The organism is Pseudomonas sp. NFX224, assembly GCF_048565165.1.
In the GTDB taxonomy this organism is placed as follows: Bacteria; Pseudomonadota; Gammaproteobacteria; order Pseudomonadales; family Pseudomonadaceae; genus Aquipseudomonas.
Genome location: NZ_CP183416.1, coordinates 4,770,976 through 4,796,487 on the forward strand (window position 1 = coordinate 4,770,976; position 25,512 = coordinate 4,796,487).

A 25,512-nucleotide genomic window follows, 5' to 3' on the forward strand; every position below is an offset into this window, starting at 1 on the left:
TCAGGATGCTCTGCTTATGTCGACGTCGGCCCGCCTCGCAATCATGTTCCTCGCAGCGCTGCTCAGCGCTTGCGCCAGTCACACACCGCCGCCAGCGCCGGTGGTTCGCGCCCCCATCGTATTCGGTCCATCCCAAGCCTTTTCGCCTGAAGCGGAAGATGTGTTGTTTCGCGCGTTGGGCCTGGTCGGCACGCCTTATCGCTGGGGCGGCAACACGCCGGATTCGGGGTTCGATTGCAGTGGGCTGATCGGCTACGTGTACCGTGATGTCACTGGCATTTCCCTGCCGCGCACAACCCGTGAAATGATTTCCATGCAAGCGGCCAACGTCGGTAAGGAAGGCCTGCAAACGGGTGACCTGGTGTTCTTCGCCACCAATGGCGGTTCCCAGGTCAGCCATGCTGGCATCTACGTCGGCGAAGGTCGTTTCGTCCATGCGCCAGCCACGGGCGGCACGGTCAAGCTCGACAGCTTGTCCAAGGCGTATTGGCAGAAAGCCTACCTGAGCGCCAAACGCGTCCTGCAACCGGAGCATCTGGCGCGCAATCCGTAATAGCCAGAGGTTGTGGTCATGACCGCTCGCACGCTCAATCTCGACGATTCGCTGTATCAATATCTGCTCGACGTGTCCCTGCGCGAGACACCGCTGCTCAAGCGTTTGCGCGACGAAACCCAGGCGCTGCCCATGGCGCGCTGGCAGATTGCGCCGGAGCAGGGGCAGTTTCTGGCGTTGTTGGTGAAACTCACCGGCGCCCGGCGGTTGCTGGAGGTCGGCACCTTTACCGGTTACAGCGCCCTGTGCATGGCGGCGGCATTGCCGGATGACGGTTCGCTGATCTGCTGCGACATTCCCGGCGATTACAATGCCACGGCCCGCCGTTACTGGCAGGAAGCCGGATTGGCCGGGCGAATCGATCTGCGTCTGGCGCCAGCGCTGGAGACCCTCGGCAAGTTGGCCCAGCCAGGCCAGTTCGACCTGATGTTCATCGATGCCGACAAGGCCAACTATCCCGCCTATCTGGAGCATGCGCTGCGGTTGCTGCGGGTCGGTGGGTTGGCGGTGTTCGATAACACGCTGTGGAGCGGCCGGGTGCTGGAGGACAATCCAGATAGCGCAGACACCCGCGCGATTCAGGCGCTCAATCGAGCGTTGAAGGAGGATGCGCGGGTGGACCTGTCGTTGTTGCCGTTGGGGGATGGGTTGACGCTTTGTCGTAAGCGCTGACACATCACCTGATCGCCGACACTCGCCAAACCTTGTTTCCCACATCATCGGCCACCAGCAAATCTCCCTGCTGATCAATCACCACGCCCACCGGCCGGCCCATGGCTTTTTCATCTTCATTGAGGAAACCTGTGAGCACGTCCACGGGTTGCCCGACCGGTTTGCCGGCGCTGAACGGTACGAAAATCACTTTGTAGCCACTGTGCGGCTTGCGGTTCCAGGAGCCGTGCTGGCCGATGAATGCGCCTTCCTTGAACTGCGCCGGCAGCGTGTTGCCTTCGGCAAACGTCAGGCCCAGTGACGCGGTATGCGGCCCGACGGCGTAGTCAGGCGCAATCGCCTTGGCCACCAGGTCGGGGTTTTGCGGTTCGACGCGCACGTCGACGTGCTGGCCGTAGTAGCTGAACGGCCAGCCATAAAACCCGCCGTCCTTGACCGAGGTGATGTAGTCCGGCACCAGGTCACTGCCGATTTCGTCGCGCTCGTTGACCGCCGTCCACAGCGCACCGCTTTGCGGTTCCCAGGCCATGCCGTTGGGGTTACGCAAGCCTGAGGCGAAGATCCGGTGGTTACCGGTGGCGCGATCCACTTCCCAGATCGCCGCGCGTCCCTCTTCCTGATCCATGCCGTTTTCGCCGACGTTGCTGTTCGAGCCTACGGTCACGTAAAGCTTGCTGCCGTCCTGGCTGACGATGACGTTTTTGGTCCAGTGGTGATTCAGCGTTCCGCCCGGCAGGTCGACGACTTTGATCGGCTGCGACTTGATGGTCGTGTCGCCGGTTTCATAGTGGAAACGCAGCAGTCGATCGGTATCGGCGACGTACAGGTCATTGCCGACCAGGGTCATGCCGAAAGGCGAATTGAGGTTTTCCAGGAATACCGTGCGGGTTTCGGCAATGCCGTCGTGGTTGGTGTCGCGCAGCAGCGTGATGCGGTTCGGGCTCGGTACGCCTGCTCCGGCGCGGCCCATGACTTTCCTGGTGATCCAGCCCTTGATGCCTTTATTGTCATCGGGTTTGGGCGGTGCATTGGTTTCGGCGACCAGTACGTCGCCATTGGGCAACACGTATAACCAGCGTGGATGATCAAGGCCCTCGGCAAACGCGGCCACTTGCGTGCCGCTGGCGGCGACGGGTTTCGCGCCGTCCGGCCAGCCGATCGCCGGGGCGATGTTCATCGTCGGGAACAGGGTTTTGTTGGGTTCGGGCAACTTGGGTGACGGACCGGTGCCGTCGGAGACTTGCACGCTGGAGGTTTCACCGCAAGCGGCGAGCCCTCCGGCGAGAGCGACAACGAATACGAGCTGAGACGTGCGCATGGCTGATCTTCCCTATGAGTGCCTTGATTTATTCATAGAGAAGCGTGGATGCAGGATGGTTCAACCTTCAGTTGCGCGCCTCCTTGAGCAGAACGGCAATGCCTGGGTGATAGTGGCCGGCTTCGTTGTGCAATTTGCGATAGGCATAGGGGAAATACCAGGCCACGGCACAGGCGTGCTCTTTTTGCAGATCGTCGACCATGTCCTGCAGTTCTTCCGGGGTGGCGCCATGCTGGAGTTTTTGCGGTGCGACGAACAGGCAGCCGAGTTTCAGGTCGCTGGCGTAGCTGATGCGTTTGGCATCGCTGGTGATGTCGTGCAGCGCCTGGGTCAGGTTCAAGCTGTTGACTCGCGGCCAGCGTTGCGTGGCCTGCAACCAGGCGCGTGTTTCGGCGGTGGCGATGAACAGGTCGGCGCGAGCGTTGCGCTCGCCTTCTTCGATCTGTTTGCGGGTGGGCGATTGTTGCAGGGTGATCATCTCGGCCATCCACGCAGCGCAGGACAGCAGGCCGAGGTTGGCCTTTTCGTCGAGCCAGTAGGGCGTTTCGTTATCGCCGCGCACGGCGTTGTAGCGGTCGATACAGTCAAACCAGCGCTCCAGCACCGGGCGCAGGAATTCGAGCTTCGGATTGCTGATGATCGTGCCTTGCATGGGGCTCACCCTTGTTATTGTGTTGTGAGATTGTGGCTCTTTGATATCACTGCTGGGAGTGTGGCACAAGATTGACGTCAAATTGCTGATCGGCGGCAGTTATTCACTCGCGCGCCCCGTCTTCAATTGACGCTCCCCCCCCAACCCTCTAACCTTCGCGGCTTGTTTCAGGTGCTCTGTGGCTTGGGTCGACAGAGTGAAACAGGGAAGTCGGTGAGTGGTCGCTTCAATCCATGAAGCCCCTGCGATCCCGGCGCTGCCCCCGCAACGGTAAATGAGTGAAAACTGCGTCTTGCGCCACTGTGTCGACTGTCGACATGGGAAGGCACGCAGTCCGGCCAGCGCCGCTCATGAGCCCGGAGACCGGCCTGATCCATCCAAGCGGCATCACGGTGGGCGATGCCAGGCTTCTTGCCATCTATTCTTGTGCCTGCCCGCCGTTATTCCTGCCTCAACGGAGAGCTCCCCCATGACTGATACCCCTGATCGTGACGAACGTCATCTGGCGCGCATGCTGCGCAAAAAAGCCGTGATCGACGAACGTATCGCCAATTCCCCGAACGAATGCGGCCTGTTGCTGGTGCTGACCGGCAACGGCAAGGGCAAGAGCAGCTCGGCGTTCGGCATGCTCGCGCGCGCCATGGGCCACGGCATGCAATGCGGCGTGGTGCAGTTCATCAAGGGACGCAACAGCACGGGCGAAGAACTGTTCTTCCGGCGCTTTCCGGAGCAGGTGCGTTTTCATGTGATGGGCGAGGGCTTTACCTGGGAGACCCAGGACCGCCAACGCGACATCGCTGCCGCTGAAGCCGCCTGGGCCGTGTCGCAGGAACTGCTGCGCGATCCGTCGATCGGCCTGGTGGTGCTGGATGAATTGAACATCGCTCTCAAGCACGGTTACCTCGATCTCGATCAAGTGCTCAGCGATTTGCAGGCGCGCCCGCCCATGCAGCACGTGGTGGTCACCGGTCGCGGCGCCAAGCCGGAGATGATCGAACTGGCTGACACCGTCACCGAGATGGGCATGATCAAGCACGCCTTCCAGGCCGGCATCAAAGCGCAAAAAGGCGTCGAGCTGTGAATCAACCTCGACATTGCCCGGCGGTACTGATTGCCGCGCCGGCCTCCGGTCAGGGCAAGACCACCGTCACCGCCGCGCTCGCCCGTTTGCATCGCAATCAGGGGCGCAAGGTGCGCGTCTTCAAATGCGGCCCGGACTTCCTCGACCCGATGATCCTCGAGCGCGCCAGCGGTGCGCCGGTCTATCAACTGGACATGTGGATGGTCGGCGAGCAGGAAAGTCGTCGTCTGTTGTGGGAGGCAGCGGGCGAAGCCGATCTGATTCTGATCGAAGGCGTGATGGGACTGTTCGACGGTACGCCGTCCAGCGCTGATCTGGCGCGTCATTTCGGTGTGCCGGTACTCGGCGTGATCGACGGCACGGCCATGGCCCAGACGTTTGGCGCATTGGCTTTGGGGCTGGCGCGTTATCAGCCGGACTTGCCGTTTGCTGGTGTGCTGGCCAATCGCGTCGGCACCCTGCGTCATGCGCAATTGCTCGAAGGCAGCCTCACTGAAGGTCTGCGTTGGTACGGCGCATTGTCCCGGGAAACCGGGATCGAATTGCCGAGTCGCCACCTCGGACTGGTGCAGGCCAGCGAGTTGAACGATCTCGATGTGCGTCTGGACGCGGCGGCCGATGCCTTGGCCAGCAGTTGCGAAGTCGCGTTGCCGCCAGCGGTGCAGTTCGCCGCGCCGGATGTGATCGCCGCCGAACCGCTGTTGGCTGGCGTGCGCATTGCCGTGGCCCGTGATGAAGCATTCGCCTTCACTTATGGCGCCAGTCTCGATTTGCTGCGGGCGATGGGTGCCGAGTTGCTGTTTTTCTCGCCGATCCGCGACGGACAATTGCCGGAAGCAGACAGCCTGTATCTGCCGGGTGGTTATCCGGAATTGCACCATGTGGCCCTCTCGCAAAACACCTCCATGCTGAGCGCGATTCGCGCGCACCACGCAGCGGGCAAACCATTGCTGGCCGAGTGTGGCGGCATGCTTTATCTGCTCGATTCGCTGACGGATGTCGAAGGCACTCGTGCAGAGCTGGTGGGTTTGTTGAGCGGTGACGCGGTGATGCAAAAACGCCTCGCCGCGCTGGCCTTGCAAGCGGTTGAACTGCCGGAGGGTTCGCTGCGCGGGCACACCTATCACCACTCGCTGACCACCACCGAACTGACGCCGATTGCCCGAGGCTTGAGCCCTAACGGTGGGCGCGGGGCGGAGGCGGTTTATCGCGAGGGGCGGATGACGGCCTCTTATGTGCACTTTTATTTTCCGTCCAACCCAGCGGCGATTGCTGCGTTGTTTACGCCAGCGATGAGGTCATGACAGACAACGCCTTCTCCGAAGACGACCGCGCAGCCGTCTACCGCGCCATCGCCGAACGCCGCGACATGCGTCACTTCAGCGGCGGCACTGTCGAGCCCGAATTGCTCCGGCGCCTGCTCGAAGCCGCGCACCAGGCGCCGAGTGTCGGCCTGATGCAACCCTGGCGCTTCATTCGCATCAGCGATCGCGGTTTGCGCGGCAAGATCCAGGCGCTGGTGGAAGAAGAGCGCATCCGCACCGCCGAAGCCCTCGGCGAGCGCACCGACGAGTTCATGCAGCTCAAAGTCGAAGGCATCAACGACTGCGCGGAAGTGTTGGTCGCCGCGCTGATGGATGATCGCGAGCGGCATATCTTCGGGCGCCGCACATTGCCGGAAATGGACCTGGCTTCGTTGTCCTGCGCGATCCAGAACCTGTGGCTGGCGTCCCGTGCAGAAGGGCTGGGCATGGGCTGGGTTTCATTGTTCGAACCGCAAGCCCTCGCGGATTTGCTGGGCCTGCCATCCGGCGCCAAACCACTGGCCATTTTGTGCCTGGGGCCGGTCAAGGAATTCTATCCGGCGCCGATGCTGGTGCTCGAAGGCTGGGCGCAGGCGCGCCCTCTGAGCGAATTGTTGTACGAGAATTTTTGGGGAGTGAGTCAATGAGTGTGGCGTTGTTGAGTGTCGCCGCAGTGGCGCTGGATGCGTTGCTGGGTGAACCCAAACGCTGGCATCCGCTGATGGCGTTCGGCCAATTTGCCGAACGCATCGAGCAACGTTTCAACGGCGGTGGTCGTGGCTGGCGCAGTCATGGCGTCACGGCGTGGGTGATCGCGGTGTTGCCGCTGACGTTGCTCGCCACGGCATTTTCCTGGGCACCTTACGTGGGCTGGATCGTCGAGATCCTCGCGCTCTATTGCGCCCTCGGCATGCGCAGCCTCGGTGAACACGTCGAGCCTGTGGCGAAAGCCCTGCGCAGCGGCGATCTTGAAGAAGCACGCAAACGCGTCAGTTATCTGGTCAGCCGCAAAACCAGCGAGCTGGATGAAACCGAAGTCGCCCGTGCCGCCACCGAATCGGTGCTGGAGAACGGTAGCGACGCGGTGTTCGCCGCATTGTTCTGGTTTGCCGTGGCGGGTGCGCCGGGCGTGGTGCTCTACCGTTTGAGCAATACGCTGGATGCGATGTGGGGCTATCGCAACGAACGCTTCGAGCGCTTCGGTTGGGCGGCAGCGAAGATCGACGACGTCCTCAATTACATTCCTGCGCGACTGGTGGCATTGACCTACGCGTTGCTGGGCAAAACCCGACTGGCCATGAAATGCTGGCGCACCCAGGGACCGACCTGGGACAGTCCGAATGCCGGTCCGGTGATGGCGGCGGGCGCCGGTGCGTTGGGTGTCGAATTGGGCGGACCGGCGATTTATCACGGTGAACTGCATCAACGTCCGCAACTGGGCGAAGGCGTGCCGGCGGATGCCGACGCCATTGACCGTGGCTGGCAATTGGTCCAGCGCGGGGTATGGTTATGGCTGCTGATTCTGTGCGTGGGAGCTGAATTTTATGCTTGAACACGGTGGACGGTTGCGCAAGGCGGCGCTCGAATACGGCATCGAGGAAGCCGATTGGCTTGACCTGTCCAGCGGCCTCGCGCCCTGGCCGTTTCCGGTTCCGGATATCCCGCTGCGGGCTTGGGCGCGGCTGCCGGAAACCGATGATGGCCTGGAGCAGGCCGCCTGTGATTACTACGGCACCTTGCAGGCATTGCCGGTGGCCGGTTCGCAGATGGCCATCCAGTTGCTGCCGCGTTTGCGTCGTGTCGGCAAAGTCGGCGTGCTGTCGCCGTGTTACGCCGAGCATGCCGAAGCCTGGCGCCGCAATGGCTACATCGTGCGTGAAGTGCTGGAGCAGGAGGTCGATTTCTTCGTCGACAGCCTCGACGTGCTGGTCGTGGTCAATCCGAACAATCCCACGGGCCTGAGCCTGACTCCCACCCGATTGCTGGACTGGCATGCGCGACTGGCGCAGCGCGGTGGCTGGCTGGTGGTGGACGAGGCGTTCATGGACAACACGCCGCACTTGAGTGTGGCGCCGTTTGCCCATCAGGTTGGTTTGATCGTGCTGCGTTCGTTCGGCAAGTTTTTCGGTCTGGCCGGTGTGCGTTTGGGATTCGTACTGGCCGAGCGCAAGCTGCTCAAGTTGCTCGCCGAACAGGTGGGGCCGTGGGCGGTCAGCGGGCCGACCCGTGAGTTGGGGCAGGCGTGCCTGCGCGATACCGAAGCGCATAGGCGGCAACGGGTTCGCGCCGACGAAGCCAGCGAGCGCCTCGGGTCATTGCTGGCGCAACACGGTTTCCAGCCACAGGGCGGCTGTGCCCTGTTCCAGTGGCTGATCACCGAGCGCGCCGAAGAATTGCATGAGTTCATGGCTCGGCGCGGCATTCTGCTGCGCTTGTTCGCGCACAACAGTAGCCTGCGTTTTGGCTTGCCGGGCGAGGAAGCGGATTGGACGCGTCTCGCCGCAGCTTTCGAAGCCTTTGCCAAGGACAGCCAATGACCACGTTGATGGTGCAAGGCACCACGTCCGATGCCGGTAAAAGCACACTGGTCACTGCACTGTGCCGCTGGGTCACGCGTCAGGGCGTGAGCGTGGTGCCGTTCAAACCGCAGAACATGGCGCTCAACAGCGCGGTGACCGCCGACGGTGGCGAGATCGGTCGCGCGCAAGCGGTGCAGGCCCAGGCGGCGTATCTCGAACCGCACACCGACATGAACCCGGTGCTGCTCAAACCCAACAGTGACACCGGCGCTCAAGTGATCATCCACGGTCGTGCGGTCACGACGATGAACGCCGTCGCTTATCACGACTACAAAGCCATCGCCATGCAAGCGGTGCTGGCCTCCCACGAGCGCTTGAGTTCGGCGTATCCGGTGGTGATGGTCGAAGGCGCGGGCTCGCCGGCCGAGATCAATCTGCGTGCCGGCGACATCGCCAACATGGGTTTCGCCGAAGCGGTGGATTGCCCGGTGGTGCTGATCGCCGATATCAACCGCGGCGGGGTTTTCGCGCATCTGGTGGGCACGCTGGAGCTGCTGTCGCCGAGCGAGCAGGCGCGGGTCAAAGGCTTCATCATCAATCGTTTTCGTGGCGACATCGCGTTGCTGCAACCTGGTCTCGACTGGCTTGAAGAGCGCACCGGCAAACCGGTGATCGGTGTGCTGCCTTACGTGATGGACCTGCATCTGGAGGCCGAGGACGGCATCGATCAGCGCCAGACCGACAAGGCCGAGCAGGTCCTGAAAGTCGTGGTGCCGGTGCTGCCGCGCATCAGCAACCACACCGATTTCGACCCGCTGCGCCTGCACCCACAGGTGGACCTGCAATTCATCGGCCCCGGCCAGGCGATTCCAGCGGCCGACCTGATCATTCTCCCCGGCTCGAAAAGCGTGCGCAGCGACCTCGCGTATCTGCGCACCAATGGCTGGGAAACGGCGATTTCCCGGCATTTGCGCTACGGCGGAAAAGTCTTGGGCATTTGTGGCGGCCTGCAGATGCTCGGCGAGCAAGTCCACGATCCGTTGGGTCTTGAAGGCGCGCCGGGTTCCAGTTCGGGGCTTGGATTGCTGGCGTTTCAAACGCAGCTCGAACAGGACAAGCAACTGCGCAATGTGCGCGGGCGTCTGGCGCTGGATGATGCCGAAGTCAGCGGCTATGAAATCCATGCCGGCGTAACCACCGGCCCGGCGCTGGAGCATGCTGCCGTGCAACTGGATGACGGTCGTTGCGATGGCGCGCAGAGCCTCGACGGGCAGATTTTCGGCACCTACCTGCATGGCTTGTTTGAGTCTCCGGCGGCGTGCAGTGCGCTGTTGCGTTGGGCCGGTTTGCAGGCGGTGCAGGATGTGGATTACCACGGGTTGCGCGAGCGCGATATCGAACGGCTGGCCGATCTGGTGGAGAAGCATCTGGATACCGGGCTGTTGCGGGATCTCTGTGGGATTTGAGCCGGTTTAGAGACCGCTATCGCGAGCAGGCCGGCCGCCTCACCAAAGATTTTAAGGAATAAACCATGCTGCAATTGATCCTCGGCGGCGCCCGCTCCGGCAAAAGTCGCCTGGCCGAAAAACTGGCGACTGACAGTCTGCTGTCCGTGACCTACATCGCCACCAGCCAGCCGCTGGACGGCGAAATGAACGAGCGGGTCGCCCATCACCGCGCCCGTCGTCCGGCCGAATGGGCGCTGATCGAAGAGCCGCTCGAACTTGCTCGCGTCCTGCGTGAAAACGCCCGCGCCGATCATTGCCTGTTGGTCGATTGCCTGACGCTGTGGCTGACCAATCTGCTGATGCTCGACGATGCCGATCGTCTGAGCGCCGAGCGCGATGCCTTGCTGGAGTGCCTGGCGTTGCTGCCGGGTGAAATTATTTTTGTCAGCAACGAGACCGGTATGGGTGTCGTGCCGCTGGGCGAATTGACTCGCCGTTATGTCGATGAAGCCGGTTGGCTGCATCAAGCTCTGGCCGAGCGCTGTCAGCGAGTCGTCCTGACCGTCGCCGGCCTGCCCCTGACTCTGAAAGGAACTGCGTTATGACTCAATCCTGGTGGCTTAACCCGTGCCGACCGATCAATGCCCAGGCCGTCGAGCAGGCGCAGGCGCGGCAACAGCAGTTGACCAAACCGGCCGGGTCGCTCGGTCAACTTGAATCGGTAGCGGTGCAACTGGCCGGGTTGCAAGGGCAAGTCAAGCCAGGCCTGGAACAGCTGTGGATCGCGATTTTTGCCGGTGACCATGGTGTGGTCGCCGAAGGGGTTTCGGCATTTCCTCAGGAAGTCACCGGGCAGATGCTGCATAACTTCGTCAGCGGCGGTGCGGCGATCAGCGTATTGGCGCGGCAATTGGGGGCGTCCCTCGAAGTGGTCGACCTCGGCACGATCACGCCGTCGTTGGATTTGCCGGGGGTGCGTCACTTGAACGTTGGTCCGGGCACGGCGAATTTTGTGCAAGGCCCGGCGATGACTGTGGCTCAAGGTGAACACGCGTTGCAGGCCGGTCGCGACAGCGTGCTGCGGGCGAAAGCGGCCGGTGCGCAGCTGTTCATCGGTGGTGAGATGGGTATCGGCAACACCACGGCAGCCAGTGCGTTGGCCTGTGCGTTGCTCGATTGCCCGGTGGCACACCTGACCGGGCCCGGCACTGGGTTGAATGCGGCGGGTGTCAGCCACAAGGCCGAGGTGATCGAGCGAGCATTGGCCTTGCACGGCGCTCAGCGTGGTGATGCGCTGCAAACATTGTTCAATCTTGGCGGTTTCGAAATTGCAGCGTTGGTCGGCGCGTATCTGGCCTGCGCCCAGGAAGGCATCGCGGTGCTGGTGGACGGTTTCATTTGCAGCGTCGCGGCGTTGGTCGCGGTGCGCCTCAACCCTGATTCCCGGGAATGGCTGTTGTTCGGTCATCGCGGCGCAGAGCCGGGGCATCGACATGTCCTGGAAACCCTCAATGCGCAGCCGCTGCTCGACCTCGGTTTACGTCTGGGCGAGGGCAGCGGTGCGGCATTGGCGGTGCCGTTGCTGCGTCTGGCCTGTGATCTGCACGGGCAGATGGCGACCTTCGCTGAAGCGGCGGTCGCGGATCGTCCGGCATGACCTTGCGCCTGGACCTGCTGCGCCATGGTGAAACCGAACTCGGCGGCGGCTTGCGCGGCAGTCTTGATGATGCGCTGACCGGCAAGGGCTGGCAGCAGATGAGTGAGGCGGTGATGGCGCAGGGGCCCTGGGATCGCTTGGTCAGTTCGCCGTTGCAGCGATGTGCGCGGTTCGCCGAGGAACTCGGTGCCCGGTTGAGTGTGCCGGTGCAATTGGATAAAGACCTGCAAGAGCTTCACTTCGGAGCCTGGGAAGGGCAGAGCGCTGCCGAATTGATGAAAACCGACGCACAAGGCTTGGGCCTGTTCTGGGCTGATCCTTATTCATTTACGCCGCCTGAAGGTGAGCCGGTGACGGACTTTTCGCTGCGGGTGTTATCGGCCGTGGCACGCTTGCAGTCGGCGTACGCCGGCGAACGCGTGTTGCTGATCAGCCATGGCGGTGTCATGCGCTTGTTGCTGGCCCAGGCGCGAGGCTTGCCCCGTGAGCAGTTGCTCAACGTCGAAGTCGGTCATGGTGCGCTGTTCTCGCTGGCGGTCGAGTCCGATGGTTCGTTAAGGGAAGTGCGCTGATCATGCTGCCGTTCTGGATCGCCCTGCAATTTCTGAGCAGCCTGCCGATTCGTCTGCCGGGCATGCCTGCGCCGCAGGAGCTGGGGCGGTCGTTGCTGTTTTATCCGCTGGTGGGATTGTTGTTCGGCGGGATTTTGTGGGCGTCGAACTGGCTGTTGTCGGGCACACCGCTGTTGCTGCATGCCGCATTGTTGCTGACGGTTTGGGTGTTGCTCAGTGGCGCGCTGCATCTGGACGGACTGGCTGACAGCGCCGATGCCTGGCTCGGCGGTTTTGGTGATCGCGAGCGTACGCTGACGATCATGAAAGATCCGCGCAGTGGCCCGATCGCGGTGGTCACGCTGGCGGTGGTGTTGTTGCTGAAGTTTTCCGCCCTGGTTGCGCTGATTGAGCAGCAGCATGCGCTGGTCCTGATCATCGTGCCCTTGATCGGCCGCAGCGCGTTGCTGGGGTTGTTCCTGACCACGCCGTATGTGCGTGCCGGTGGCTTGGGGCAGGCGTTGGCTGATCATCTTCCACGTTCGGCGGGCAAGCAGGTGCTGGCGATCAGTGCCTTGGTTTGTGTGTTGATCGCAGGTGTCAGCGGTGTTCTGGCACTGGTGCTGGCGGCGGGAGTGTTTGTCTGGCTACGGCAGGTGATGCTGCGACGCCTGGGCGGAACAACGGGCGACACCGCCGGTGCATTGCTGGAATTGCTGGAAGTTGCGGTGCTGGTGGGCTTGGCGATTTTCTGAACTTCCCACATCATGTAACTTGATTTAACACAACCGCGGGTATATACACGCACCATGCTCGACTCCCAATGTTTATGTATCAACCTGCGTCGCGCCGCCCGTGGCGTCAGCAGGCACTACGACGGCGCTCTCGATGGCTTTGGGATCAACGTTGCGCAGTATTCTTTGCTGTGCAATCTGCAGCGTCTGGATCAGCCGAGCATTTCCACGCTGGCCGAGGCCATGGGCCTGGATCGCAGCACCCTCGGGCGCAACCTGCGGGTATTGGAAGGTGAAGGGCTGGTGACGCTGGTCGAGGGCGAGGACATGCGCAATCGCATCGTGAAGCTGACCGACGCCGGCGCTGAGCGGTTGAAGGCCGCCTTGCCGGCCTGGGAGGCGGCGCAACAGCGTTTGATCGATCGCCTGGGCGCCGAAAAGCGCGAAACATTATTGAAGTTGCTGGACGAACTGGCTTAATGCCGGTTTGTTCGATCTTAAGCGGGTATATACCCGCGCCCGGAGAACAAGAATGACATCGATGTGGCGTACGTGCGGTTGGGTTTTGTTGGGGAGTGCGCTGATTCTTGCGTTGTCTCTGGGCGTTCGCCACGGCTTCGGGCTGTTTCTGGCGCCGATGAGTGCCGAATTCGGCTGGGGGCGTGAGGTGTTCGCGTTCGCCATCGCCTTGCAAAACTTGATCTGGGGCCTGGCCCAGCCATTTACCGGCGCGTTGGCCGACCGCTTCGGCGCGGCGAAAGTGGTGCTTATCGGTGGCGTCCTGTACGCCCTGGGCCTGGTGTTCATGGGCCTGTCCGATTCGGCGGTGACCTTGTCCTTGAGCGCCGGTCTGTTGATCGGTATCGGCCTGTCCGGCACTTCATTCTCGGTGATCCTCGGCGTGGTTGGCCGAGCTGTCCCACCGGAGAAACGCAGCATGGGTATGGGCATTGCCAGCGCCGCCGGTTCGTTCGGCCAGTTTGCCATGTTGCCCGGCACGCTGGGGTTGATCGGCTGGCTCGGCTGGTCTGCGGCACTGCTTGTGTTAGGGCTGTTGGTGGCGCTGATCGTGCCGTTGGTGAGCATGCTCAAGGACAAACCGTTGCCGGTGCTCGGCCATGAGCAAACCCTTTCCGAAGCACTGCGCGAAGCCTGCTCACACTCGGGATTCTGGCTATTGGCGTTCGGTTTTTTTGTCTGCGGTTTCCAGGTGGTGTTCATCGGCGTGCACTTGCCAGCGTACCTGGTGGATCAACATCTTCCGGCGACGGTTGGCACGACGGTGCTGGCGTTGATCGGGTTGTTCAACATCTTCGGCACCTACACCGCTGGCTGGCTGGGCGGGCGCATGTCCAAGCCGCGGTTGCTGACCGGTTTGTATCTGCTGCGGGCGGTGGTGATCGGGCTGTTCCTGTGGGCGCCGGTGACGACAACCACCGCGTATCTATTCGGCATGGCCATGGGTTTCCTGTGGTTGTCGACGGTGCCTTTGACCAACGGCACGGTGGCGACCTTGTTCGGCGTGCGAAATCTGTCCATGCTCGGTGGGATCGTGTTTCTGTTTCACCAGCTCGGTTCGTTCCTGGGTGGCTGGTTGGGCGGGGTGGTGTATGACCGGACCGGGAGCTATGACTTGATCTGGCAGGTAGCGATTCTCTTGAGCCTGCTGGCCGCTGCGCTGAACTGGCCGGTGCGGGAACGGCCGGTGGCGCGTCTGCAAAGCCAAGCGAGTGCGATATGAACAGTCTCTGGCCGCGTATCACTGTTCTTGCCGCTTGTGCCTTGCTGTTGGCCCTCGCGTGGTGGGGCTGGCATCAGGGCGGGCTGGCCTTGATGCAGTTGGGCATGGGGGCCTGCTAAAGTAACTTCCAATCCTGACGATTCCTCACAAGGAAGCACCGATATGTTGATGCGCTGGTTAGCAGTTTCCGCGTTACTGGTGGCGTTTACCGGATTGGCTCAAGCAACAGAGTGCCCGGCGCTGCTGCAAGGCTCCTTGCCCAAGTTGCGCGCCAATGAATCCATCGATTTGTGCAAGCGCTTTGCCGGCAAGCCGTTGGTGGTGGTCAATACCGCCAGCTTCTGTGGCTTTGCCCCGCAGTTCAAAAGCCTCGAAGCGTTGAATCAGCGTTACAAGGCGCAGGGGCTGGAGGTGATTGGCGTGCCGTCCAATGACTTCAAGCAGGAGTCCAAGGACGGTGCCGAGACTGCCAAGGTTTGCTACGTGAACTATGGCGTGACGTTCACCATGACCGAACCGCAGAAAGTCCGCGGTGACGATGCGACGAATCTGTTCAAGGTGCTCGCTAAACAGTCCAAAAATGCGCCGAAGTGGAATTTCTACAAGTACGTGGTTGACCGTCAGGGCAAGGTAGTTGCCAGCTTTTCCAGCCTGACCAAGCCTGATGATCCTGACTTCATCGCAGCGGTGGAAAAGGCCCTGGCTTCACCGCCCCTGGCCTCCGCACCCTGATCGACACCCACTAAAAAGCCCCGCCTCTGTAGCAGAGTGCGGGGCTTTTTTGATTCAGGTAGCGAGTGGTTCAAGCTCGCCGGGAATCATCAGAAACGGTAAGTCGCACCGACACCGAAACCGTTTGCACTGTTTTCGTACTTGGCGTTGTAGGACTGACCCAAAGCGTTAGAGCGGTTGACAGTGACATCTTCTTCCTTGAGGTAGGAGTAAGCCACATCAATGGTCCAGTCTTCGGTTGGGCTGAAGCCCGCACCGACGCTGAAGATCGTCCGGTCGCCAGTAGGAATGCGTGGCGAACGATCAGTGTTGTTGGTGGGCGACTGGTCAAAAGTGAGACCGGTACGCAGAACCCATTGCTTGTTCAACTGGTAGGAAGTACCCACGGCGTAGGCCCAGGTGTCATGCCAGTCCTGGTCTTCCTTGATGGTACCAACGATTTGTGGGGCGAGTGCACCACCGCTGGATGCGGTTACGCCTTCGTTGTTGACCGTGATGTCTTTCAGGCGGCTCCAGCGAGTCCAGGTGGCACCGGCATAGAGCTTCCAGGCCTCATTGATATCTTGAGTCACGGAAAGGTCCCAGGACTCAGGTGTATCAATCTTCAGCGAGGCATCGTAACGGGCTGTTCTGAGTGCCTGAGGTGGCACGCCAGCGCCGGCAGTCACTTCGGTGTGGCCGTCGAGCTCGTACTTCACTTTCGAGTGATAAGTCAGGCCCAGGCGAGTGGTGTCGGTGGCTTGCACCAGGATACCGGCGTTAAAACCCCAGGCCGTATCATCGCCCTTGATCTGTACATTGTTGTCGCCAGTCCCGCGGATAGGGAGAGCAATGTCCGATTCCAGGGTGCCGGAAATCCGGTTGATGGTAGGGCCAAAACCAATCGAGACTTTATCGTTGAACGCGTAGCTGACGGTGGGCTGAAAAGTGATGACTTTGACTTCACTCTTGCTGCCGAATGCGCGGCCCTGAAAGCCGTTTTCGTAGTCGGTAACCAGTCCGAACGGAGCGTAGACACCAAAGCCGACAGCCCACTCATCGTTGAGTTTATTGGTATAGAAACCCATGGGTACTGCAGTGAACGGAACCATATCGCCTTTGTTGGTTCCGCTTGAACGGCCGCTGGTATCGCTGATATCGGTCGAGGCGTCGATCGCTGCAATACCGCCAGTGATTTGCTGACCATTGAGGCGGGCCATGCCGGCAGGGTTACCAAAAACTGTACTTGCATCGTCGGCAGATGAAGATCGCCCGGCAAAACCTGTCCCCATCGCGCTGATGCTTTGTTCGTTCAGGGCAAAGCCACTTGCGAAGATCTGGGTGGATGCCATGGCAACGGCGAGGCTAATGGTGGTTTTGAGCATTACTTTTTTCATTATTAGAACTCCTGGTGATCACCGGGGCGAAAATTACCAACATTTTCGTCCCGGCGCCATAGGCTGTATCGCTTGATTTAGAGCGGTTTTGTAGGACAATCCAACCAGATTCGCGGCATGTTGCGCGATCATTGGATCCAGATGAGATCAGCAGGCAACCTGATTCAGCGATGAAACACAGGTTTGCCAAGCGAAGGTGAAGTCTCTCAGGCGTCCTTGGGGCTGGAAGGTCTGGCGCCAGATTCGGGCCATGCCCAGCAGGTCGTCTGCTTCGGGGAGCGGGGTGTTTTGTTCTTCGACCAGCAACCAGGCGATGGCTGTGGCGTAACGCAGGTTAACGGTCAATTCCAGGTGTGGGCCACTGAGAAAAGCATGCTGGCTGGCGAGGCCGCGAACCAGGCTGGCGCGCTCGGGGTCGAGTGCCAGGTAATGGTCCCAAAGCGCTTGGTGGCGGGGTTCGGCGATCCGGTACAGGCCGTGTCCACGGCGGTCATGCAGGGCGGAACCAAGGGCTGACTGACTGGCGGCGATGCCCAGCAGCAGGGATTCGGCAGTTGCGCTATGGCGTCCCAGGTAGATCAGCGTCGGACGGATCACATAACGGCACAGTTCGCTGGCAGCGATACCCATAAAACCCTCGAAACCATCAAATTGGGGCGATGCCTGATGGGCTTTGGCAGCGGTGAATCGACTCAGGCTCGCCGGAAGCGGTTCACGCCGCTTGAGTTGAAGTGTAGTGTCATATTCGCTACGTAAAGGCCTGTTTTTAAAATATTTCCGGCTTCCAGTTATAACCGTTATATCGGTTGGTGCTTAGGCGCTGCGCCGTCAATGTGAAATGTCGGGCAACAAAAAGCCCCGCTTTTTGAGCGGGGCTTTTGGTGTTTCAGCCTTGCTGGCGTCTCAGGCAACCAGTGCCTGACGAGTACGTTCGATCACAGCCTGCAACGGTTCTGCGCTGGAGTATTGATCGGGGTACAGGCGTTCGCTGTGACGGGCGATGCCGTGTTCGTTGACCAGGGTGAAGCTGAAGCAGCCTTTTCGAGCGGCCATGATCAGGCAGTTCATGGGTGCAAAAGCGTTGGTTAGGGTGCGGATGGCATCCTGTGCATGGATTTGAGTAGTCATTAATGGTGTTCCTGCAAGCGACACGGATAAGAACCGTGCAAAATTAAAACGTTCCAGTAACGACGACCACCATTGGTCGAACGAAGAACCCGACTGGAACAAAGCAGCCAGTTTGAAGCGCTATGATTTTTGCGCGCTTGGGCCGGCAGGTAGGTACTTAGGAGGGCAGGCAACACATCGAGGGCAAAGGTTCTGGGCCCGGGGTGAAGATCCTGATCAATTTGCAGGTTGGTTCGGTCAGAGTAAGTGAGCCTGGCAACACCCTTCGCTTTCGATTCAAAGGCTGTGTTGGCGCAAGATTTACCTGGAAACCATCGAGGTGGTCGATCCCGCTTGTTCGGTGGAAGGCTTCCTGTTGGAAGACTGACCGGGGGGATTTGTTCGACCAGAATTGACTTTCAGCTTGGTACTAACGCCGCGGATACTAACGGATTGAACTGATGAAGGGAAGTGTGTTAGCAAAAAAGATTGGGGGACTCAAGGTTTTAGTGCCTGCGAAACGTCTTTCACCGAAGATCGTGAACCCCGTCAATGCCCTGAGACAGTCAGAATCCGACCGATGGTCATCACCACTCAGCGGGTAGTAAGCAGCCTGAATCACGGGTTTGCCAAGGTTTATCCCCAGGCAAAGAGATAAAGTGTGCCGAAAAGGCGCTTCGATATAACCGCTGCGAAGGTACTTGTGCACACTAGTTGCGCAGTCTGTCACACCGCTGTCATCTAGCGTTCAAGCGTAGTGGGTGCCTGTAACCAAAATTTAAGTCAATGAAAAACATCGCTTTTTTTAACTGGTGAAAAAATCGTCAGTTTGACTGCAGGCCCCATTCCACAGGGCTTTGCGCGACTTCAGGGGCGGTTGTCCACTGAGTTATCCACAGCTTCTGTGGATTGTCCCGAGCGCTTGCTCTAGCACGGGCGTGCCGGGATTTTTTCGGCTTTACCTGTAAGAAAAAAAGAGTAGAGTGGCGCGCCTTCCGATCTGCCCACAGTGCTTTATGAAGTTTCGTACACCTTCCGATTCCTCTTCCTCCAACACCTCCACAGTTGCCCCACCCAAGCGCTTTTCAATGCGGGTGGCCGAGTGGTTGCTGGACAGTCCACGCCTGGGTGAAAACCCTAACGTCAAACACATCGCCGGACGATTGCTCAAGCAACCGGCCCGTGAAGGGATCGTGGCGGCACAAAGTCGTCTTGGCCAGTTGATGTGCCGCGAATGCGGGAATGCCCGCGATCGCCGGATTGGCCAAGACCTTTTGCGTCAGGCCGCACGGGCAGGGGATCTGCGTGCGCAACAGGAACTGGGTCTGATCGAAGACTGAGCTGTCCAAGACCTGACGCCTTGGTTAACCTTCAAGCTTTATTTCATTGGCAGGAATGGCTATGGCTATGGACTTGACCAGCGCGTTGCTCGGTCTGGCGGGCGCTGCTCTGCCGTTACTGGTATTGGCCTGGCAGCTCCAGCGCCGGGCGAGCACCGTACAGGCCGAGGCGGCGCTGCTGGAAGAGCGCCTCGCTACGGCGCAACTGGCACAGGATGGCTTGAACGCGCAACTTGAAGCCAGTCGCGATGAGATTGCTGACCTGGGGCAGGCCAATGCCGCCAAGCAGGCGGACCTCGCCGCCGTGCGCCGTGAAGTCGAGCTGCTGCAAATCGAACGTGACGATGCCCGCGACGCCGCTCACGCCTGGAATATCGAACGTGCCGGCAAAGAAGCGGAATTGCGCCGCCTGGACGCGCAGGCCGCTTCGCTCAACGCCGAGCTGCGTGAGCAGCAGGAAAGCCATCAGCAGCGCCTCAACGACTTGCAGGGCTCGCGAGACGAGTTGCGTGCGCAGTTTGCCGAGTTGGCGGGGAAAATCTTCGATGAGCGCGAGCAACGTTTCGCCGAAACCAGTCAGCAGCGCCTGGGGCAGTTGCTCGATCCGCTGAAGGAACGCATCCAGTCTTTTGAAAAACGCGTCGAGGAAAGTTATCAGGCGGAAGCGCGGGAACGTTTCTCGCTGGCCAAAGAGCTTGAGCGCTTGCAACAGCTCAATCTGCGCCTGAGCGACGAAGCCACCAACCTGACCCGTGCCTTGAAGGGGCAGAAAACCCAGGGCAACTGGGGCGAACTGATTCTGGAGCGGGTGCTTGAACACGCCGGTCTGGAGAAGGGCCGCGAGTACCAGACCCAAGTCAATCTCAAAGGCCCGGACGGCGAGCGGTTCCAGCCGGACGTGATCATCTATCTGCCGGGCGACAAGCAAGTGGTGGTCGACTCCAAGGTCAGCCTCACGGCCTATCAGCAATACGTGGCGGCCGAGGACGAAGGCATCGGCCAGATCGCCATCAAGCAACACGTGCTGTCCCTGCGCAATCACGTCAAAGGCTTGGCCGGCAAGGATTACAAGCGACTCGACGGCTTGCACAGTCTCGATTTCGTTCTGTTGTTCGTGCCCATCGAAGCGGCGTTTTCCGCTGCGTTGCAGGCCGAGCCGACGCTGTTCCAGGAGGCGTTCGACCGCAACATCGTGATCGTCAGCCCGACCACTCTGCTGGCGACCCTGCGTGTGATCGACAGCCTGTGGAAGCAGGAGCGGCAAAGCCAGAATGCCCGGGAAATCGCTGAACGCGCCGGGTGGCTGTACGACAAGTTCGTGTTGTTCATCCAGGATCTGGACGAGGTCGGCAATCGCTTGCAGCAACTGGACAAAGCCTACAGCTCGGCGCGCAACAAACTGACAGAGGGCCGCGGCAATCTGGTCAGCCGCAGCGAACAGCTCAAGTTGCTGGGCGCACGGGCGAGCAAAAGCCTGCCGACGGATTTGCTGGAGCGGGCGATGACTGATGTCGATGGGTTGGTCGAGTTGCCGGAATAAAGATCAAAAGATCGCAGTCTTCTCAAAGAGTACGCTACAACGGCAAATGTCGACTCAACAGCGCCCGTAACGCCGCCGGTTTCACCGGTTTGGCCAGGTAATCCAGCCCCGCCGCATGCACCTGGGCCATCGTTTCGGGCCGCCCATCGGCGCTGATCACCACGCCCGGCACCGGTTCACCCAGTCGGGTGCGCAACCAGGCCATCAGCTCGGTTCCGGTTTCGCCGTCGTCCAGATGGAAATCCACCAAGGCCAATTGCGGACGCACGCCGTCACTGAGCAGCGCCATGCATTCTTCGCGATTGCGCGCGGTCCAGACCTGACAACCCCAGCGGGTCAACAAGCTGTTCATGCCGATCAGGATGCTGTCTTCATTGTCGATGCACAGCACCTGCGCGCCGTTGAGCAATTTGCCATTGAGTTCGGCCGCCTTGGTTGGCAACGCGGTTTGCGCCCGAGCCAGCGGAACCCTGACGCTGAACACGCTGCCGCGTCCCGGCCAGGAACGTACGAGCAAAGTGTGCCCCAGCACTCGGCACAGCCCATCGGCAATCGCCAGGCCCAATCCCAGGCCTTTTTCGGCGCGGGTCTGATGGCTGTCGAGGCGTTTGAACTCTTCGAAAATCACCTGCTGCTTGTCTTCAGGAATACCCGGCCCGCGGTCCCAGACTTCCAGGCACAACTCGCCCTTGCGCCGGCGAACCCCGAGCAGCACCGGGCCTTTGGCGTAGCGGAAGGCGTTGGTGAGGAAGTTTTGCAGGATCCGGCGCAACAGTTTGATGTCGCTGTCGATGCGCAGGGTGCTGCTTCTGACGCGGAACTCCAGCCCCTGATCCCGCGCCAGCGCCTTGAATTCGGCACCGAGTGGGGCGAACAACTCGTTGAGCGCGAATGGCTTGGGGTCGGGGTTGATCTTGCCGTTTTCCAGGCGGGAAATGTCTAGCAAATCGCTGATCAGGTCTTCGGCCGAACGCAGTGAGCTGTCCAGGTGGTGGATCAGTTTTTGCGCCTCGCCGGACAAGCCGTCGTCCTGGTGGGTGAGGGCGGCGGAAAACAGGCGTGCGGCGTTCAACGGTTGCATCAAGTCATGGCTGACGGCCGCCAGGAACCGGGTTTTCGACTGGTTTGCCGCTTCGGCGGTGCCCTTGGCTTCGGTCAGGGCCACATTGAGCTGCGACAGTTCGTGGGTGCGTTCGGCCACCCGTTGTTCCAGGCCCTCGTTGGCTTCGGTCAGCGCCTGTTCGGCTTCGCGGAACGGGGTGATGTCGGTGAAGCTCATGACGAAGCCGCCGCCGGGCATCGGGTTGCCGATCAGCTCGATCACCCGGCCGTTGGGGAATAAGCGCTCGGACGTGTGCGCCCGGCCCTGGCGCATCCAGTGCAGGCGCCGGGCGACATGCACTTCGGCTTCGCCGGGGCCGCACAGCCCACGCTCGGCATTGTGGCGAATGATGTCGGCAATCGGCCGGCCAACGCTGATCAAGCCATCCGGGTAGTTGAACAGCTCCAGATAGCGACGGTTCCAGGCCACCAGTTTCAGCGATTGGTCGACCACGCTGATGCCCTGGCTGATGTTCTCGATGGCCCCTTGCAGCAGCGCGCGGTTGAATTGCAGGACTTCCGAGGCTTCGTCGGCAATGCGCACCACGTCCTCAAGTTGCATCTCCCGGCCTTCGATGGCGGCTTTAACCACGGCGCGGGTCGACGAGGCCCCCAGCACACCGGCCAGCAAGCGTTCGGTGTGGGCGATCCATTCACCGTCGGCGTTCTGGCTCGGGTTAAAGCCTTTACCCTGGCGGTAGGCAAAGCGAATGAAACTCTGGCGGGCGCGCTCCTCGCCGACGAAGCGCGCCGCGAGTTGCAGCAGATCGTCGATTTGTACCGCGAGCATCGAGCGTGCGCTGGGCCGGGCACTGATTTCCTGGCCGATGAAACGACCGGCCTGCCAGTGTTCCGAGACCCGTGTGCGCGACAGCACCGAGACCCAGGCGAACAGCGTGAAGTTGCCGGCCAGGGACAGGACCACGCCTTGGGTCAGCGGGGTGATCGGCAGGTTCAGCGGGTTGCTGTGCAGCCAGGCCAGGCCCGGAAAACTGTTCAAGGACATGCCGAGGCTATGCGCGGCGATCGGCAGGATCAGCGTGTAGAACCACAGGAACGTCCCGGCGGCGAGGCCGGCAAAGACGCCGCGACGGTTGGCCTGTTTCCAGTACAGCGCGCCGAGCATGGCCGGCGCCAGTTGTGTCACGGCGGCGAAGGCGATCTGGCCGATGGTTGCAAGGCTGGCGGTCGAGCCCAGTAGTCGATATGCGACGTAGGCCAGAAGCAGAATGGCCACGATACTCACGCGGCGCACCGAGAGCATCCACTGGCGGAACACTTCGAATGGGCGCTCGGCATTGTTGCGGCGCAGCAGCCACGGCAACAGCATGTCGTTGGAGACCATGGTCGATAGCGCCACGCTGGCCACGATCACCATGCCGGTGGCCGCCGACGCCCCGCCGATAAAGGCCAGCAACGCCAGCGCCGGGTGGGCCTGGGCCAGTGGCAGGCTGATGACGAAGGAGTCCGGCAGCACAGAGCTTGGCAACAGCATCTGGCCCGCCAGCGCGATCGGTACGACGAACAACGCCGCCAAAGCGAGGTAGGCCGGGAACACCCATTTGGCCAGACGCAGATCCTGCGGGTCGATGTTCTCGACAACGGTCACGTGGAACTGTCGCGGCAGGCAGATGATCGCCATCATCGCTACACCGGTCTGCACCACCATCGACGGCCAGTTGATGGTTTCTTTCCAGTATTCCTCGAGGCGCGGGGCGAGCATGGCTTGATTGAACAAATCATCGAAACCGTCATACAGCCCGAAGGTCACGAACGCGCCGACTGCCAGGAACGCGAACAGCTTCACCAGCGATTCGAACGCAATCGCCAGCACCATGCCGCGGTGGTGCTCCGTGGCGTCGAGGTTGCGCGTACCGAAGACGATGGTGAACAGCGCCAGCACCAGTGACACGATCAATGCCGTGTCTTGCGCGCGAACCCCCATGGCGTCGGCGCCGGCGCCGATCAGCAGGTTCACGCCAAGCACAATACCCTTCAGTTGCAGGGCAATGTAGGGGAGCACGCCGACCAGGCAGATCAACGCCACCACCACCGCCAGTGACTGGGATTTGCCATAGCGCGCGGCGATGAAGTCGGCGATGGAAGTGATGTTCTCCTGCTTGCTGATCATCACCATTTTTTGCAGAACCCACGGCGCACCGATCAGCAGCAGGATCGGCCCGAGGTAGATCGGCAGGAATGACCACAGTTGTTCGGCCGCCTGACCCACCGCACCGAAGAATGTCCAACTGGTGCAGTACACCGCCAGCGACAGGCTATACACCCAGGCGCGCACCCGCGGCGGCAATGGCGCGCTGCGACGGTCACCATAAAAAGCGATGGCGAACATGATGGCCATATAGGCCAGGGCGACGGCGGCAATCAGCCCGCTGGATAGCGACATGGGAACTCCAGGCAACCAAAGACACCCGGGCCTCCCGCCCGGACAGACAGTCTCGCACGACCGCCCCGGTTAGTCAGTGTCGACCAAGGTCGTGGCGCGGCGGGGTGTCGCAGGCCTTCGTGTATCGCCATCCGACGGCCGTTACAGTTTGAGTTGCCCGATCGCCTTGCTCAATTCTGCGGCCAATGCCGCCAGTTCATTACTGGTGGTCGCCGAACGGACTGTCTGCTGCACCGTGTTCTCGGTGACGTCGCGGATGCTCACCACTGCGCGGTTCATCTCTTCCGCGACCTGGCTTTGTTGCTCGGCCGCCACTGCGATCTGCGTATTGCTTTCACGCATCTGCGCCACCGCCCCGGTGATTTCCGCCAGCGCCGCGCCAGCCTCTTGTGCCTGTTGCACGCAGTCGTCGGCCTTGAACGAGCTCTCCTGCATGAAGTCAACGGCGTCCCGCGTTCCGGCCTGCAATGCCGAAACCATCACCGTGATTTCATCTGTCGAGGTTTGCACACGCTTGGCCAGGTTGCGTACTTCATCGGCGACCACGGAAAAACCACGACCCATTTCACCGGCCCGGGCCGCTTCAATGGCGGCGTTCAGCGCCAGCAGGTTGGTCTGCTCGGCAATGCTGTGAATCACATTGACCACGCCGTTGATCTTCTGGTTGTCCTCGGCCAGGCGCTGGATCATCTCGGCGGTCTGCTGCACGCCGGTGGACAACCCGGCAATCGACTTCTGCACGCGCATCACCACGGCCTGGCCGCTTCCGGCGAGGGTATCGGCCGATTGCGAGAGGTCACGGGTGGCGCCGGCATGCTGGGCGATGTGGTAGACCGTGGCGGTCATTTCGTTGATGGCGGTGGCGGCCTGGTCGGTTTCGCTCTGCTGGCCGAGCATGCCGTGGCGCACTTCGTTCATGCTTGACGCCAGCCGAGCGGCGCCGTCGTCCAGTTGCCGCGCGGTGTTGGCGACGGTGTTGACCACCCGTTGATAGCCGGCCTGCATGGCGTTGAAGGCATTGGCCATTTGCCCGACTTCGTCGCTGCACGCCAGCGGGACGCGGGACGAGAGGTCGCCGGTTTTCTCGACGTGCAGCATCACGTCTTTCAAGGTGTTGAGCTGGCTGAGCAAGAAGCGGATCAACAATTGAGAAGCGCCGAGCATCGCCAGCATCAGGATGAACACCGCTACCGCATAGTTGGCAAAGCGCTCGCCGAATACCTGGCTGAGGCTCTGGCCATGAGCAACAACTGCCACCTGCTGGCCGTCTGCGCGTGTAAACACCTCGGCGCCCATCAGCAGATTGTCACCGAACAGCGGGGGGGTGTTGATCTCGACCCAGCCGTTGGCATCGGCCAGTTCAGGTACCGATTGATGGTTCAAGACAGGTGCTCGTCCGCGGTTGAACGTCAGTAGGTTTTCGGCGTTGGGCAGCGGTTGTCCGGCAGGCCAGGCGCTGAGCAAGCGCGCCTGGGCTTGGGCCGATGCCTGAAAGGCGTGATTGCGAGCCTGTTGTTCGAGTTGTACGGCGTACAACACCAGCAAAAGGGTGGTGACAAAGGCGACGGCATTCACCGCCCAGAATTTGTACTTCAGCGAGATATTGCTAAGCCAGGCACCCATGGAGGTCTTCTCTGATAGCGGAAACAGTATTGGCAAGGTGCCAGCATTGTGCCGCTATG

Annotated in this window: 25 protein-coding genes and 1 riboswitch; of the genes, 18 read left to right on the plus strand and 7 right to left on the minus strand. The window is 61.0% G+C overall.

Features of this window, described 5'->3' with window-relative positions; all coding sequences use genetic code 11:
- The first annotated feature begins 16 nt into the window (after positions 1-16).
- Positions 17-553 (plus strand): C40 family peptidase, encoded by a 537-nt coding sequence (locus tag ACNYC6_RS21860; protein ID WP_419709111.1) that lies wholly within the window; start codon positions 17-19, stop codon positions 551-553.
- Between the two features lie 18 nt (positions 554-571).
- Complete coding sequence (locus ACNYC6_RS21865; protein ID WP_419709112.1) at positions 572-1,225, plus strand: O-methyltransferase; 654 nt, start codon at positions 572-574, stop codon at positions 1,223-1,225.
- 4 nt (positions 1,226-1,229) lie between these two features.
- On the opposite strand, the gene ACNYC6_RS21870 is transcribed toward ACNYC6_RS21865, so the two are convergent.
- Entirely contained in the window at positions 1,230-2,543 is a 1,314-nt protein-coding gene (locus ACNYC6_RS21870) for a PQQ-dependent sugar dehydrogenase (RefSeq protein WP_419709113.1), read from the minus strand.
- A gap of 67 nt (positions 2,544-2,610) precedes the next feature.
- Positions 2,611-3,195 (minus strand): hypothetical protein, encoded by a 585-nt coding sequence (locus tag ACNYC6_RS21875; RefSeq protein WP_419709114.1) that lies wholly within the window; start codon positions 3,193-3,195, stop codon positions 2,611-2,613.
- A gap of 152 nt (positions 3,196-3,347) precedes the next feature.
- A riboswitch (cobalamin riboswitch) is annotated at positions 3,348-3,582 on the plus strand.
- An 82-nt stretch (positions 3,583-3,664) separates the two neighbouring features.
- Between ACNYC6_RS21875 and cobO the strand changes: the two genes are divergently transcribed.
- From cobO to ACNYC6_RS21945, 14 genes are all read left to right on the plus strand, one after another.
- The gene (gene cobO, locus ACNYC6_RS21880) at positions 3,665-4,276 is read left to right on the plus strand and encodes a cob(I)yrinic acid a,c-diamide adenosyltransferase (RefSeq protein ID WP_419709115.1); all 612 of its coding nucleotides are present in this window, start codon (positions 3,665-3,667) and stop codon (positions 4,274-4,276) included.
- Positions 4,273-5,580 (plus strand): cobyrinate a,c-diamide synthase, encoded by a 1,308-nt coding sequence (locus tag ACNYC6_RS21885; protein ID WP_419709116.1) that lies wholly within the window; start codon positions 4,273-4,275, stop codon positions 5,578-5,580. Before cobO ends, ACNYC6_RS21885 begins: the two co-directional genes overlap by 4 nt.
- Entirely contained in the window at positions 5,577-6,227 is a 651-nt protein-coding gene (gene bluB / locus ACNYC6_RS21890; protein ID WP_419709117.1) for a 5,6-dimethylbenzimidazole synthase, read from the plus strand. The genes ACNYC6_RS21885 and bluB overlap by 4 nt, the downstream gene beginning before the upstream one ends.
- Entirely contained in the window at positions 6,224-7,132 is a 909-nt protein-coding gene (cbiB, locus tag ACNYC6_RS21895) for an adenosylcobinamide-phosphate synthase CbiB (RefSeq protein WP_419709118.1), read from the plus strand. The genes bluB and cbiB overlap by 4 nt, the downstream gene beginning before the upstream one ends.
- A complete protein-coding gene (cobD, locus tag ACNYC6_RS21900; protein WP_419709119.1) occupies positions 7,125-8,117 on the plus strand; it encodes a threonine-phosphate decarboxylase CobD in 993 nt (330 codons plus the stop codon). Before cbiB ends, cobD begins: the two co-directional genes overlap by 8 nt.
- Positions 8,114-9,565 (plus strand): cobyric acid synthase, encoded by a 1,452-nt coding sequence (locus ACNYC6_RS21905; RefSeq protein ID WP_419709120.1) that lies wholly within the window; start codon positions 8,114-8,116, stop codon positions 9,563-9,565. The genes cobD and ACNYC6_RS21905 overlap by 4 nt, the downstream gene beginning before the upstream one ends.
- Before the next feature lie 65 nt (positions 9,566-9,630).
- A complete protein-coding gene (gene cobU, locus ACNYC6_RS21910; RefSeq protein ID WP_419709121.1) occupies positions 9,631-10,152 on the plus strand; it encodes a bifunctional adenosylcobinamide kinase/adenosylcobinamide-phosphate guanylyltransferase in 522 nt (173 codons plus the stop codon).
- Positions 10,149-11,204, plus strand: coding sequence for a nicotinate-nucleotide--dimethylbenzimidazole phosphoribosyltransferase (cobT, locus tag ACNYC6_RS21915; RefSeq protein ID WP_419709122.1), 1,056 nt, complete (start codon positions 10,149-10,151; stop codon positions 11,202-11,204). The genes cobU and cobT overlap by 4 nt, the downstream gene beginning before the upstream one ends.
- Entirely contained in the window at positions 11,201-11,776 is a 576-nt protein-coding gene (gene cobC, locus ACNYC6_RS21920; protein ID WP_419709123.1) for an alpha-ribazole phosphatase family protein, read from the plus strand. Before cobT ends, cobC begins: the two co-directional genes overlap by 4 nt.
- 2 nt (positions 11,777-11,778) lie before the next feature.
- Positions 11,779-12,510, plus strand: a complete 732-nt coding sequence (locus tag ACNYC6_RS21925; RefSeq protein ID WP_419709124.1) for an adenosylcobinamide-GDP ribazoletransferase — start codon at positions 11,779-11,781, stop codon at positions 12,508-12,510.
- 54 nt (positions 12,511-12,564) lie between these two features.
- Positions 12,565-12,969: a MarR family winged helix-turn-helix transcriptional regulator gene (locus ACNYC6_RS21930; protein WP_419709125.1), complete on the plus strand. Its 405-nt coding sequence runs from the start codon at positions 12,565-12,567 to the stop codon at positions 12,967-12,969.
- A 52-nt stretch (positions 12,970-13,021) separates the two neighbouring features.
- The gene (locus ACNYC6_RS21935; protein WP_419709126.1) at positions 13,022-14,230 is read left to right on the plus strand and encodes an MFS transporter; all 1,209 of its coding nucleotides are present in this window, start codon (positions 13,022-13,024) and stop codon (positions 14,228-14,230) included.
- Positions 14,227-14,349, plus strand: a complete 123-nt coding sequence (locus ACNYC6_RS21940; protein ID WP_419709127.1) for a hypothetical protein — start codon at positions 14,227-14,229, stop codon at positions 14,347-14,349. Before ACNYC6_RS21935 ends, ACNYC6_RS21940 begins: the two co-directional genes overlap by 4 nt.
- 43 nt (positions 14,350-14,392) lie before the next feature.
- Positions 14,393-14,962, plus strand: coding sequence for a glutathione peroxidase (locus tag ACNYC6_RS21945; protein ID WP_419709128.1), 570 nt, complete (start codon positions 14,393-14,395; stop codon positions 14,960-14,962).
- 89 nt (positions 14,963-15,051) lie between these two features.
- Here ACNYC6_RS21945 and ACNYC6_RS21950 read toward each other — a convergent pair whose 3' ends face one another.
- From ACNYC6_RS21950 to ACNYC6_RS21960, 3 genes are all read right to left on the minus strand, one after another.
- Complete coding sequence (locus ACNYC6_RS21950) at positions 15,052-16,338, minus strand: OmpP1/FadL family transporter (RefSeq protein ID WP_419709129.1); 1,287 nt, start codon at positions 16,336-16,338, stop codon at positions 15,052-15,054.
- Positions 16,339-16,485: 147 nt separating this feature from the next.
- Positions 16,486-16,968: a hypothetical protein gene (locus ACNYC6_RS21955; protein WP_419709130.1), complete on the minus strand. Its 483-nt coding sequence runs from the start codon at positions 16,966-16,968 to the stop codon at positions 16,486-16,488.
- A gap of 273 nt (positions 16,969-17,241) precedes the next feature.
- The gene (locus ACNYC6_RS21960) at positions 17,242-17,466 is read right to left on the minus strand and encodes a hypothetical protein (RefSeq protein WP_130908481.1); all 225 of its coding nucleotides are present in this window, start codon (positions 17,464-17,466) and stop codon (positions 17,242-17,244) included.
- A 995-nt stretch (positions 17,467-18,461) separates the two neighbouring features.
- On the opposite strand from ACNYC6_RS21960, the gene ACNYC6_RS21965 reads away from it, so the two are divergent.
- Together ACNYC6_RS21965 and rmuC are read left to right on the plus strand one after the other, a co-directional pair.
- A complete protein-coding gene (locus ACNYC6_RS21965) occupies positions 18,462-18,785 on the plus strand; it encodes a sel1 repeat family protein (protein WP_419709131.1) in 324 nt (107 codons plus the stop codon).
- 175 nt (positions 18,786-18,960) lie between these two features.
- Positions 18,961-20,325 (plus strand): DNA recombination protein RmuC, encoded by a 1,365-nt coding sequence (rmuC, locus tag ACNYC6_RS21970; RefSeq protein WP_419712997.1) that lies wholly within the window; start codon positions 18,961-18,963, stop codon positions 20,323-20,325.
- 34 nt (positions 20,326-20,359) lie between these two features.
- On the opposite strand, the gene ACNYC6_RS21975 is transcribed toward rmuC, so the two are convergent.
- Together ACNYC6_RS21975 and ACNYC6_RS21980 are read right to left on the minus strand one after the other, a co-directional pair.
- A complete protein-coding gene (locus ACNYC6_RS21975; RefSeq protein ID WP_419709132.1) occupies positions 20,360-23,830 on the minus strand; it encodes a NahK/ErcS family hybrid sensor histidine kinase/response regulator in 3,471 nt (1,156 codons plus the stop codon).
- A 141-nt stretch (positions 23,831-23,971) separates the two neighbouring features.
- On the minus strand, positions 23,972-25,453 hold the full coding sequence (locus ACNYC6_RS21980; RefSeq protein ID WP_419709133.1) for a methyl-accepting chemotaxis protein: 1,482 nt from the start codon (positions 25,451-25,453) through the stop codon (positions 23,972-23,974).
- Positions 25,454-25,512 lie beyond the last annotated feature (59 nt).